Annotated in this window: 10 protein-coding genes; 5 read left to right on the top strand and 5 right to left on the bottom strand. The window is 58.2% G+C overall.

Translation table 11 applies throughout. The features are described from left to right. Positions 1–80 precede the first annotated feature (80 nt). Entirely contained in the window at positions 81–1,859 is a 1,779-nt protein-coding gene (locus tag AC2FJW_RS12725) for an SLC13 family permease (RefSeq protein WP_496689672.1), read from the top strand. A gap of 96 nt (positions 1,860–1,955) precedes the next feature. Continuing rightward, a complete protein-coding gene (locus tag AC2FJW_RS12720; protein ID WP_496694776.1) occupies positions 1,956–2,702 on the top strand; it encodes a YbaY family lipoprotein in 747 nt (248 codons plus the stop codon). On the opposite strand, the gene AC2FJW_RS12715 is transcribed toward AC2FJW_RS12720, so the two are convergent. The 4 genes from AC2FJW_RS12715 to AC2FJW_RS12700 form a co-directional block, all read right to left on the bottom strand. Further along, positions 2,703–4,364: an FAD-binding dehydrogenase gene (locus AC2FJW_RS12715; RefSeq protein WP_496750243.1), complete on the bottom strand. Its 1,662-nt coding sequence runs from the start codon at positions 4,362–4,364 to the stop codon at positions 2,703–2,705. It abuts the gene before it with no gap. Positions 4,365–4,375: 11 nt separating this feature from the next. Then, positions 4,376–5,233, bottom strand: a complete 858-nt coding sequence (locus tag AC2FJW_RS12710) for a bile acid:sodium symporter family protein (protein WP_496750242.1) — start codon at positions 5,231–5,233, stop codon at positions 4,376–4,378. A 72-nt stretch (positions 5,234–5,305) separates the two neighbouring features. Continuing rightward, positions 5,306–6,040 (bottom strand): glutamine amidotransferase, encoded by a 735-nt coding sequence (locus AC2FJW_RS12705; RefSeq protein ID WP_496750241.1) that lies wholly within the window; start codon positions 6,038–6,040, stop codon positions 5,306–5,308. A 17-nt stretch (positions 6,041–6,057) separates the two neighbouring features. Further along, positions 6,058–7,830 carry an SLC13 family permease gene (locus AC2FJW_RS12700; protein WP_142636773.1) on the bottom strand — a complete coding sequence of 591 codons (1,773 nt, stop codon included), beginning with the start codon at positions 7,828–7,830 and terminating at the stop codon, positions 6,058–6,060. Between the two features lie 110 nt (positions 7,831–7,940). Here AC2FJW_RS12700 and AC2FJW_RS12695 point away from each other — a divergent pair, with 110 nt between their 5' ends. After that, on the top strand, positions 7,941–8,681 hold the full coding sequence (locus AC2FJW_RS12695) for a YebC/PmpR family DNA-binding transcriptional regulator (protein WP_142636775.1): 741 nt from the start codon (positions 7,941–7,943) through the stop codon (positions 8,679–8,681). A 137-nt stretch (positions 8,682–8,818) separates the two neighbouring features. Beyond that, the gene (locus tag AC2FJW_RS12690) at positions 8,819–10,090 is read left to right on the top strand and encodes a permease (protein WP_496750240.1); all 1,272 of its coding nucleotides are present in this window, start codon (positions 8,819–8,821) and stop codon (positions 10,088–10,090) included. 14 nt (positions 10,091–10,104) lie between these two features. Here AC2FJW_RS12690 and AC2FJW_RS12685 read toward each other — a convergent pair whose 3' ends face one another. Next, entirely contained in the window at positions 10,105–10,989 is an 885-nt protein-coding gene (locus AC2FJW_RS12685; RefSeq protein WP_496694781.1) for a LysR family transcriptional regulator ArgP, read from the bottom strand. An 86-nt stretch (positions 10,990–11,075) separates the two neighbouring features. On the opposite strand from AC2FJW_RS12685, the gene AC2FJW_RS12680 reads away from it, so the two are divergent. Further along, positions 11,076–11,675, top strand: a complete 600-nt coding sequence (locus AC2FJW_RS12680; RefSeq protein WP_496750239.1) for a LysE/ArgO family amino acid transporter — start codon at positions 11,076–11,078, stop codon at positions 11,673–11,675. The last annotated feature ends 16 nt before the right edge of the window (positions 11,676–11,691 follow it).

Here is an 11,691-nt window from a genome sequence, read left to right as displayed (position 1 = left end):
GGCTTGCCCTGCTGCCCGCAATACGGGAAACTGCCCGACGGGCGCGCAAGCTGGGCCAGGGTTCGGACTGAATACCACGAATGCAATTTCTTCAACTGACAGAAACGGGCAGCGCGATCGTGGCGCTATTGGTTGTCGCAGGCATGTTTGTCATGTTCCTGCGCGAGGCTTACCCGACCGAGGTTGTCGCCATCGCGGGCGTTGCCCTGATGCTGGTGACCGGTATCCTGCCCTATCAAAGCGCGTTGGCAGTTCTGTCCAATCCTGCGCCATGGACGATTGCGGCGATGTTCATCGTCATGGGGGCTCTGGTCAGAACCGGGGCATTGGATTCCTTTACCGCAACTGCGCAGAAACAGGCACAGGTTAACCCGCGTATCGCGATTGCCATGCTGATGGGGTTTGTGGTTCTGGCCTCGGCGGTGGTGTCAAACACACCCGTGGTCGTCGTGATGATCCCGGTTTTTGTACAGATTGCCCGCACGTTGAACGTGCCGGCCTCGAAATTGCTGATCCCGCTCAGCTACGCTGCCATCATGGGGGGGACGCTGACACTGATCGGCACCTCGACCAACCTGCTTGTGGATGGTGTCGCGCGATCTCAGGGTCTGGCTGCATTCACGATTTTCGAAGTCACGCCCTTGGGCATCGCAGTAGTGATCTACGGCATGATCTATCTGCGCTTTGTTGCGCCGCGCCTGCTGCCGGAACGCGACAGCATGGCCTCGCTTCTCAGTGATCGCTCTAAGATGAAGTTCTTCACCGAGGCCGTCATTCCGCCCGACAGCAACCTGATCGGGCGCGAGGTGACAGGGGTGCAACTGTTCAAACGCCCCGGCGTACGCCTGATTGACGTGGTCCGCGGGGACGAGTCTTTGCGGCGCAACCTCAAAGGGGTGACGCTTGAGGTTGGGGATCGCGTGGTCCTGCGGACCGAGATGACCGAGTTGCTGAGCCTGCAAAGCAACAAAGAGTTAAAGCGTGTTGATCAGGTTTCTGCGGTCGAGACCAAAACGGTCGAGGTGCTGATCACACCGGGGTGCCGTATGGTTGGGCGAACGCTGGGCGTGATGCGCCTGCGCCGCCGCTATGGTGTCTACGTTCTGGCGGTACATCGGCGGAACCAGAATATCGGTCGTCAACTAGACGACCTCGTGGTGCGAGTCGGGGATACTCTGCTGTTGGAGGGATCACCTGCCGATATCCAGAAGCTTGCCGCTGATATGGATATGGTCGACGTGACACAGCCCTCGGCGCGGGCGTTCCGCCGCAATCACGCTCCGGTGGCGATTGGCGCACTTATCGGGATCGTCGTATTGGCTGCTTTAGGTGTGGCGCCAATTCTGCTGCTGTCCATTCTTGCGGTCGCTCTGGTTCTGGTCACCCGCTGCATAGACGCGGATGAGGCGTTTTCCTTTATCGAAGGGCGACTTCTGGCATTGATATTCTCGATGCTGGCCATCGGGGCCGCGCTTGATAAGTCCGGGGCGGTTTCCCTGATCGTCGATGCAATCGCACCTGGGCTTAGTGCGCTGCCACCGTTCCTGATCGTTTGGGCCATCTATGTTTTGACCTCGGTGCTTACCGAACTCGTCTCCAACAACGCCGTTGCGGTAGTGGTCACGCCGATCGCAATCGGGTTGGCGCAGGCCGTCGGCGTAGACCCAAGGCCGCTGGTAGTTGCGGTGATGTTGGCGGCATCTGCATCCTTTGCGACACCAATCGGATATCAGACCAACATGATGGTCTATGGTCCGGGGGGATATCGGTTTGTCGATTTCATGAAGGTTGGCATCCCCTTGAACCTGACGGTAGGGCTGCTTGCTTCGTTGCTTATTCCGATCATCTGGCCGTTGTAACACCGGCGCGAACCCGCCGGTTTTGCGCTGACGGTCTTGTAAAGGCTGATCCAGACACAATCTTTTCCTCTAGAACTTGGACGAAAGGACGGGATTATGCCTTTTCCAAAATTTGGTCAATTGATCGTGATGGGTGCGATTATGGTGGCGCTGATTGGCAGCGATGTATCGGCCGGTTCGGTGACCGGTACCGCCTCCTATCGCGAACGGATTGCCGTACCTGAAGACGCGACGCTTTATATCGAGCTGCAGGATATATCGCTTGCGGATGCGCCAGCGGTAACGCTGGCTGCGCAGCGCTACGTGCTGAGCGGGGTGCCTGCCGAGTTTGAACTGACCTATGATGATGCTCTGATCCGTGACGGGATGACCTATGCGGTGCGGGGGGCAATATATCGTGGGTCACAACTGCTGTTTACGACCGACACGGTGTATCCGGTCCTGACCAATGGTGCGCCGGATACAGCCGACCTTTTGTTGGTCAAGACGGGCGGCCCCACGTCGGCGGGGCTGGAAAACACAAGCTGGACGGCGATTGGTGTGGATGGGGCCGTGCTGAACAGCGAACGCGCACCGCAACTTGATTTTGCGCAAGGCGGTGCCTTTAGCGGCTCAGGCGGTTGCAACCGGTTCACCGGGCAGGCCGAGATATCGGGCACTTCGCTGACGTTTCCAGACAATATTGCGGCCACTTTGATGGCCTGCCCGCCCGAGATGGAGCAGGTGGAGGATCAGTTCTTTGCCGCCCTGCAAAACGTGGTGTCCTATGCGGTGGCGGGCGATAGCCTTGCGCTGCTGGACAGCGCAGGCGACCCGGTTCTGAAATTCATACGCACGCAGTAATCAGGCCACAGCGCGCGACCGTCCTGCGTTGCGCCCGGAAAAGATGCAGCCGCCCAGAAATGTGCCTTCCAGCGCGTTGTATCCGTGATAGCCGCCGCCGCCGAAACCGGCGACCTCTCCTGCGGCGAACAGCCCGGGAACGACCTGACCGTTTGCGCCGATCATCTGACTGTCGAGGTTGGTCTGCAAACCGCCCAGCGTTTTGCGCGTCAGCATGTGAAGTTTGACCGCGATTAGCGGCCCATTGGCTGGATCAAGGAACTTGTGTGGTTTGGCGGTGCGGATCAACCTGTCACCCCGATAGTTGCGGGCCGCCAGAATAGCCGCCATCTGCGCGTCCTTGGTAAACGGGTTGTCGATCTGTGAGTCCCGCGCTTCGATTTGGGCGCGCAAATGCGCCTCATTGATCAGATCGCCACCCAGTTGGTTCATGCCGCTGACCAGTTCGGTCAGAGTGTTGGCAACGATGAAATCTTCCCCGTGCTGTTTGAAGGCCTCGACCGGCGCGGTGGCTTGCGATCCTGACAAAATGCGCTGACGGATAACCTCTTTCCAGCTGCCCGAGGTGAAATCCGGGTTCTGTTCCGACCCCGATAGCGCAAATTCCTTTTTGATCACCTTTTGGGTCAGCACAAACCAGCTGTATTCATAACCGGTCTTCAGGATCTCTTTCAACGTGCCCAACGTGTCGAACCCCGGCAAACAAGGGGGCAACAGACGATTGCCGCGCGCGTCAAACCACATAGAGCTTGGGCCGGGCAGGATACGAATTCCGTGCGATGGCCAGATCGGGTTCCAGTTTTTGACGCCCTCGGTGTAATGCCACATCCGGTCGCCGTTGATCACATGCCCACCGGCCTTTTCGCTGATGGGGATCATGCGGCCGTCAACGTGAAACGGCACGCCCGCGATCATGTCTTTGGGTGGTTCGCCCAGGCGGTCGCGCGGCCAGTTCTTGCGCACCATTTCGAAATTGCCACCAATACCGCCCGAACTGACGATGACCGAAGGAGCATAGACCTCGAATTCCCCAACCTCTTCCCGGTTGGTCTTGGCGCCATGCGCGGCTGCGTCCTCAGCCAAGACCTCTCCCGAGACGCCTTTGGCACAGCCGTTTTGCATAATGATATGGCTGACTTGGTGGCGGAACTTCAGCTGAATCAGGCCTGTGTTGACATGTTCGCGCACGCGACGGATGAAATGTTCCAGAACACCAGGGCCGGTGCCCCATGTGATGTGGAACCGGGGTACCGAATTGCCATGCCCATCGGCATAAGAACCGCCACGTTCGGCCCATCCAACCACAGGAAACCATCGCAGCCCCATATCGTGCAGCCAGGGCCGCATTTCACCGGCGGCGAATTCGACATAAGCCTCGGCCCATTTGCGGGGCCAAGCGTCTTCTTCGCGGTCAAACTGCGCGCTGCCCTGCCAGTCACGCAAGGCCAGTTCGTGGCTGTCCCTGATGCCCATCCTGCGCTGTTCCGGCGTGTCGACCATGAACAGTCCACCGAGGCTCCAGAATGCCTGACCGCCGAGGAAATGACCGGGTTCCTGATCCAGTATGATCACCTTTTTTCCGCGGTCGCCTAGCTCGGCCGCGGCCGCAAGCCCGGCCAGCCCAGCCCCAACGACAATGGCATCTGCGGTGTTATTGGACATGTTCTTTCCTCTCAGCGGCGGCGCAGCCAGGCGATAAATGGCAGGGCGACGACATACATCAAGATACCATAGACGGCCGATGGCAGAGCAAGAGGGCTTAGCCCGTTTTCCGTGCTGGTAATCAGCGCTGCCAATGTGATGCCAAGAGTCGAGTTTTGGATGCCAGTTTCGATCGAGATCGTCTTGCTCTCGTTCCATGACAGGTTCACGGCGCGGGCCAGTCCCAGCCCGATCAGCAGCAGCGCACTGTTCAGGGTGATCAACGCCGACCCCATCAGCCCCAAATTTTCGACGAACATTTCCCAGTTCCCGGCCAGCGCGGCGAGAACGATCAGGACGAAAAGAATCGAAGCCAGTTTGGACAATGGGGCATCGAAACGTTCTGCGAATCCTTTTGCGAAATGCCGTATACTGACGCCGATGGCGACGGGCAGGGTGGTGATCAGGAACATCGCTATGGCCAGCCCGGTGATCGAAACCTCGGGTGCGTCCTCGCCCATGAAGTGATTGATCGACCATGCTGCCAATACGGGTACCGTCACCATCGACAGCAAGCTGATGATGGCTGTCAGGCTGACGGAAAGAGCGACATCACCCTTGGCCAGTTTAGTCAGGATATTGCTGGTAACACCGCCGGGGCAAAAGCTGAGGAGCATAACACCGACTGCTATTTCCGGTGGCAGTGCAAAGAGATTGACCGTCGTAAATGCCACAATGGGAAGCAAGATCACCTGGCAGAACGCCCCTATCGCAAAAGGGTAACGTCTGCTGACAACCCGGCGGAAATCGGCGATCTCAAGCCCGACACCCAAGGACAGCATGATTATGGCCAACGATAGTGGCAGGCCGACATTAATAAGCAGATCCAACTACAACTCCTCCCAAAGCCGTTCGGACCAGCGTAAGCGAGGGTCAAAGCCGCAGGCAACCGCGCCGTAGGGTCAGCCGTAGCGTTGGGCGAACCTGCGCAGGATTTCACCGGGCAGAGTGACATTGGCGGCGTGGCAAATGTCGATCAGACGCTGCGCATCTTCGGGCGGGAAATAGCCGTGGTGTTTGTAGATGGTGATACGTTCTTCAAAGTCGCGGGCATCAGCCTCGGGGTGGAACTGTGTGGCATAGACATTCTGGCCCCAGCGGATCATCTGGAAGGGGCAAGGGTCCGAGGCAAGCAGATGCACGCACCCATCTGGCAGGGATTGCACAGCCTCTTTATGGCCCACAAAAGCATCAAAACTCTGACCCAGCCCCGAGATCAGTGGATCGGTTGCACCGTCCTCTGTCACGTGGCAGGTCGAAGGGCCGACGGGCTCTCCGAACTGGTCCTTGCTGACATCGCCACCCAGATGCGCGGTAAGAATACCTAGCCCATAGCAGCACCCCATGAACGGATGATCGCGCGCGGTGATCTGCGGCATCAGGCCCATGATCGCGGCTTCGATGCGGGCATCCATGTGCGACTTTGCAGTTGGATCATCGCTGACACAGCCGGGGCCGCCGCCGACGATCACTCCGGCATAATCTGTCACGTCCAAACCCTCGGGCAGGTCTTCGCAGTCCAGCCGGATGCGATGAGTTTGATCAGGGCTTAGGCCGGTCTTGTCCAGAATCGAGGCATATTCGGCATCCGACGCATCGGTTTCCGGGCGTAACTGCAGGATCAGAAATTGTTTCATGGAACGGCTCTTACCCGTCACAACGGCCAGAACACAAGGATGGCGGGTATCGAAACCGCAATGATCAGGATTTCCAGCGGCAGGCCCATGCGCCAGTAGTCTCCGAACCGATAGCCACCCGGACCCAGAACCAGCGTGTTGTTCTTATGCCCGATAGGTGTCAGGAACGCGGCCGAGGCTGCAACGGCGACCGTCATCAGAAACGGGTCGGGGGAAACCTCAAGCGTGCGGGCCATCTGAATGCCGACCGGGGCCGCCACAATCGCCGTAGCGGTGTTGTTCAACACGTCCGACAGGGTCATGGTGACCACCATCAGAACGGTCAGAATAGCCCATGCAGGCAGGCCGTTAGTTAACTGGATCAGCGCATTGGCGATCAGTTCGGTGCCGCCCGAGGTTTCCAGTGCGCTGCCCAGGGGGATCATCGAGCCCAGCAAAACGACCACCGGCCATTCGATGTGAGTATAGAGATCCGCGATTGGCATGATCTTGGTCAGCACATAGGCAACCACAACAAGCCCCAATGCGACCGGCAGGTAGATCAGCCCAACACTGGCCGCCAGCACCGCGGTGGCAAACAGGCCAATCGCAAGCCACGCCTTTTCATTGGCGGTGACGTTCAGACCGCGTTGGGCCAGCGGTAGGCATCCCAGCCATTCGGTCACATCGGCGCTGCGATCACGCGGGCACAGCAACAACAGGATGTCGCCAGCCTCAACCTCGGTTTTGCGGACCTGTTCGGTGATGCTGCGGCCCTGGCGCGAAATGCCCATCAAAACGGTGCTCTGCCGCCATGCCAATCCCAACCCCTGCGCCGTACGCCCGGTGATGCGGGCGTTTTCGGTCACGACAACCTCGACGACTTCCAGCCCGTCGCCTTCAGCGGTCAGAAGCTCCTGTCGACGTGTGTCCGAAAAATCCAGCTTCAGCGCCGCGCGGAATTCATCCAGCGCCTCGGGGCGGGCCTCAAGCACCAGCGCGTCACCCTGATTCAGTGTTGCATGGGCCGACCGGCCATAGCGGCGCTTGCCGTCGCGGATCAGGCCGATGATGGCGACGTCGGATTTCTCGGCATCTTCATAAAGCTCGCTGACCCGTTTGCCGATCAACGGCGATTCCGGTGGGACGGTCAGTTCTGCGATATATTCGGCCAGCGCCTCAGAGGTTTCGGTTTGCGGTCCCCGGTTCGGGATCAATCGCCAGCCCACCAGTGAGACAAAGGCAAGCCCGGCAATCGCAGCAATGCCACCCACAGGGGCGAAATCGAACATACGAAAGGGCTCGCCCAGAGTTTCTGCGCGGATTGAGGCGATGATGATGTTCGGTGGCGTGCCAATCAGGGTCGCCATCCCACCCAGAATTGTTGCAAAGCTGAGCGGCATTAGGGTCAGGCCGACGGCTCGTCCGGCTTTTCGTGCGGTCTGAATGTCGACCGGCATCAACAGGGCCAAGGCAGCGACGTTATTCATGAAGGCGGACAGAACAGCCCCGATACCGCCCATCAAGGCGATATGGGCCCCAAGGCCGCGTGACGCGTCAACCAGGGATCGCGTGATCAGGAATACCGCACCGGACCGGACCAGCCCGGCCGAAACGACCAGAACCAGCGCGACGATGATGGTTGCCGAGTGACCAAAACCGGCAAAAGCGTCATCGACGGGTACGACACCCAACACCACTCCGATCAGAAGCGCGGAAAACGCAACAAGATCATAGCGAAACCGCCCCCAAAGCAGCATTCCGAATACAGTGGCAAAGAGAGCGAAAAGTATGATCTGATCTGTCGTCATACCGCCAACATACTCGCAGAAGAAGCCGTCGCAAGCCGGTCTCTTGATCCCATGGCCCGCAAACGTCTATATGGGCGCCAAATACGCAATCACTATCACGAGGACGCACCATGGCAGGCCACTCCAAATGGGCCAATATCCAGCACCGCAAGGGACGTCAGGACGCCGCGCGGTCCAAACTGTTTTCCAAGCTGTCAAAAGAGATCACTGTTGCCGCTAAGATGGGCGACCCCGATCCCGACAAGAACCCGCGTCTGCGTCTGGCGGTGAAAGAGGCCAAGTCAAACTCGGTCCCCAAAGACGTGATCGACCGGGCGATCAAGAAATCGCAGGCGGGCGATGGCGACGAATACGAAGAAATCCGGTATGAGGGCTATGGCCCCAACGGCGTGGCCGTCATCGTCGAGACGATGACCGACAACCGGAACCGGACCGCATCGACCGTGCGCTCGACCTTTTCCAAGAATGGTGGCAATCTTGGCGAGACCGGTTCCGTCGGCTTTATGTTCGAACGCAAGGGTGAAGTGGTCTATCCGGATACGGTTGGTGATGCCGACACCGTGTTCGAAGCGGCCATTGAGGCAGGCGCGGAAGATGTTGAAAGCTCGGACGAAGGTCATATCATCTGGTGCGCCGACACCGATCTGAACGACGTCTCGAACGCGCTCGAGGCCGCGCTGGGTGAAACGGAATCCACCAAACTGGTTTGGAAGCCAAGCACCACGACCGAGCTGGGGCTTGAGGATATGCAAAAGCTGATGAAGTTGGTCGATGCGCTGGAAGATGATGATGACGTTCAGCGCGTCACAACCAATTTCGAAGCATCGGATGAGGTGATGGCGCAGCTTTGATCTGCCCCGCATCCTGAGATTTGGAAACCCGGCCCTCAGGCCGGGTTTTTTTGTTGGTTGGAGGATAGGGCTATTGGCCGATCAGGTTCGAACTCATAGGCTGGGTCGAATAGCTGGAGCAGCGAGTCAAAGTGCAGATGACCGAACCCCAATCTGAATTGGCCAAACGTAATGTGCCCGTCCTGACCGGGCAGAGCATTCTGTCCCAGGTCGCCTGGACCCTTGGCAGCCCGTCCATTGTCTTGCCGTTTCTTGCCGTTTCGCTGGAACTTCCGATGTTCATCGCCGGCGCGCTGGTTTCAATCCGCATGGTCGGCAGCATGATCGCCGACGTGTTTCTGGCCCAGGTCATTGCGCTGCGCGAACAGAAGAAACGCAGCATCGCGATGACCGAAGTATTGATCGGGGCCTGCCTTGTCATGGCTCTGGCGGCGGCCGCGACGGGCAGTCTCGTGTTCACGGCCACAGCCTTTATCACCGCATTTTTTTTGATCGGTCTTGTGGGTGAGATCCAGACATTGCTGCTTACTGACCTGCTGGGCGCGCACGTTCAGTCCAGGTCACGTATGATCATGCGATATCTGCAGTTAGGCGCCGGCGGATTGGGCGCAATCGGTCTTGTTCTGTTGGTCCATCAAATCACGCTGGGCAACCCTCCGTTTGCGCGCCATTCGGTTGTGATCGGAGTTGCAGTGGTGTTTTTTCTGTTGTCTGGCCTATCAATCCTGGCGATGTCCGAAGTTCCGCATCAGAAAATTTCCACAGCGCCTGAGGACGAAAACAAAAGGCATTGGTCCGAATATTTCACCGATATTCTGGCGATGTTCAACCAGACCTGGTTCCGGCGCTATATGGTCATGCGCCTTCCGATTGTGGTTGTCAGTCTATCGGTTCCGTTCTTTGCCCTGATGGCGGCCGAGGCACATCACAGTTCGGCCAAAGGCCTTACCGCAATGATCATTTCGTCGGCCTCTGGATATCTGGTCTCTGCGCCTTTGTGGCAGTTTGTTAACCTGAAATCCCACCGGGCGGTCATGGTATCCGGAACTCTGATGGTGGCCTTGACCGGAGCAGGGCTGCTGGCGGTCCATTACCTCCATATCGGTCATCAGGTGCACACTCATGCGGTTGCCCTGTTTGTGGTGACCGTGGCGGTTACAGGCATCAGCAGTGCCCGAAAGTTGTATTTTCTGGATATCGCCCCGTTTGATCAGCGGGTCAAAGGGGCGGCTGCGGTGAAAAGCATCTCGCGGATTGTTGCGGTCATCGTGTCGGCGGCGCTGGCTGGGCTGGCGCATATGCACGAGGTCTCTGCGGCGGTTTTGATCGTTGTCTTGGTCAGCCTGATCGCAGCTTTTGCCTGTTACCGGGTGGTGACGCCAATTCCTAAAGCGCCCGAGCCATCCTGATCGGCCAATCCTGTCTATCGTTGAATAAGCGCGTCGACAGCCGCGCGCTTTACAGCGGCGGTCAGCGGCGAAAGGGCCGAGGATAAGACACGCCCGACCTGCCAGGTCAGCGGAACATCAAGGGGCTTGTCAGGTATCAAGGGGCACAACAGGCCATCTGCCAAAGGCTTTTGTACCAACTCAATCGGGTTCATTCCCCACCCGATGCCGGCGATCGCTGCATCCACAAACCCGTGTGAGGATGGCAGAAAATGCGATGGCGGGGAAATGTGGTGCCCGAACTCTCTCGCAAACCAGGCTTTCTGAAGACCGTCCTTTTGATTGAAGGTCAGGCACGGTGCCATGGCAAGGCTGCTTTTGGTTACACCGTCCCGGAACCAGTTTTGCATAAAACCTGGGCTGGCCGTTGGAATATACCTGAAATCCCCAAGTGGATGGGCATCGCAGCCAGAGACCGGTTGTCCTCCGGTGGTAACAGCCGCGCTGACCTCACCGCGGCGCAACCAATCGGCCGAATGGTCCTGATCATCAATTACCAGATCGAACAGCAACTCATCTGTTTGGGCCATCGCAGCGATGAACCATGTGGCCAAACTGTCTGCAGGAATTGCAATGCGCACCTGGGTCGGGCCAGAGGTTCCCTCCAACGCCAGTTCACGGGCCAACTGTGCCTCAAGCAGCCCGATATCCTCGGCGTATCTGGCAATGCGCAAGCCGGCGGGTGTCGCTGTGCAGGGCGCACCACGAGTGATCAGGGCGGCGCCTATCCGATCCTCTAATGACTTGATCCTCTGCGATATCGCCGAAGGCGTCACCGACAGCTCTGTGGCGGCGGCGTCAAAGCTTCCGTGGCGTAGAATGGCCGAAAGTGCGGCAAGGTGATTGGGATCCAGCAACATTAGCAGAGCTTAACCAGGTGTAGCTTCTTTAATTTGATAAATCGACTGACTGGCTCTAGTCAATCAAAACGAACACAGGAGGTTTCATGTCCGCATCTCTGATTTCCGGATTCGCTCTGGGCTTTAGTCTGATTTTGGCCATTGGTGCGCAGAACGCCTTTGTCCTGCGTCAAGGGCTGCGCCGCGAACATGTTTTTGCCCTATGCCTGACCTGCGCCGTATCGGATGCCATTCTGATTGCGGCAGGGGTTGCCGGGTTCGGAACGCTTGCTCAGACTGCTCCTTGGTTCGAGCCGGTCATGCGCTATGGCGGGGCTGTGTTTCTGACCTGGTACGGGTTGCGCAGCCTGCTATCGGCCTGGCGCGGCGGGTCTTCCATGGATGTCAGTGAAGGGACACGTTCAAGTCTGAGGTCTGTCCTGCTGACCGTGCTGGCATTCACCTGGTTAAATCCGCATGTCTATCTGGACACGGTGGTTCTGATCGGGTCGATATCTGCACAGTATGATGACCGGTTGGCCTTTGCTATTGGAGCGATGCTGTCCAGCTTTGTCTTCTTCTTCTCGTTGGGCTACGGGGCAAGGATTCTGTCGCCGGTCTTTGCCCGCCCAAGGGCATGGCAGATTCTGGATGTTGTTATCGGTTTTGTCATGCTGGCGATTGCGGCCAAGCTGGTGGCGATCTGAGGTCTTGTTCCCGCCT

The sequence above is a fragment of the Ruegeria sp. CDSA020 genome (assembly GCF_059612345.1).
This window is presented reverse-complemented; position numbering and strand designations above follow the sequence as displayed.

Coding starts and splice junctions, on each gene's coding strand:
- AC2FJW_RS12725 (WP_496689672.1), top strand. CDS start 81: ATGCAATTTCTTCAACTGACAGAAACGGGCAGCGCGATCGTGGCGCTA.
- AC2FJW_RS12720 (WP_496694776.1), top strand. CDS start 1,956: ATGCCTTTTCCAAAATTTGGTCAATTGATCGTGATGGGTGCGATTATG.
- AC2FJW_RS12715 (WP_496750243.1), bottom strand. CDS start 4,364: ATGTCCAATAACACCGCAGATGCCATTGTCGTTGGGGCTGGGCTGGCC.
- AC2FJW_RS12705 (WP_496750241.1), bottom strand. CDS start 6,040: ATGAAACAATTTCTGATCCTGCAGTTACGCCCGGAAACCGATGCGTCG.
- AC2FJW_RS12700 (WP_142636773.1), bottom strand. CDS start 7,830: ATGACGACAGATCAGATCATACTTTTCGCTCTCTTTGCCACTGTATTC.
- AC2FJW_RS12695 (WP_142636775.1), top strand. CDS start 7,941: ATGGCAGGCCACTCCAAATGGGCCAATATCCAGCACCGCAAGGGACGT.
- AC2FJW_RS12690 (WP_496750240.1), top strand. CDS start 8,819: ATGACCGAACCCCAATCTGAATTGGCCAAACGTAATGTGCCCGTCCTG.
- AC2FJW_RS12685 (WP_496694781.1), bottom strand. CDS start 10,989: ATGTTGCTGGATCCCAATCACCTTGCCGCACTTTCGGCCATTCTACGC.
- AC2FJW_RS12680 (WP_496750239.1), top strand. CDS start 11,076: ATGTCCGCATCTCTGATTTCCGGATTCGCTCTGGGCTTTAGTCTGATT.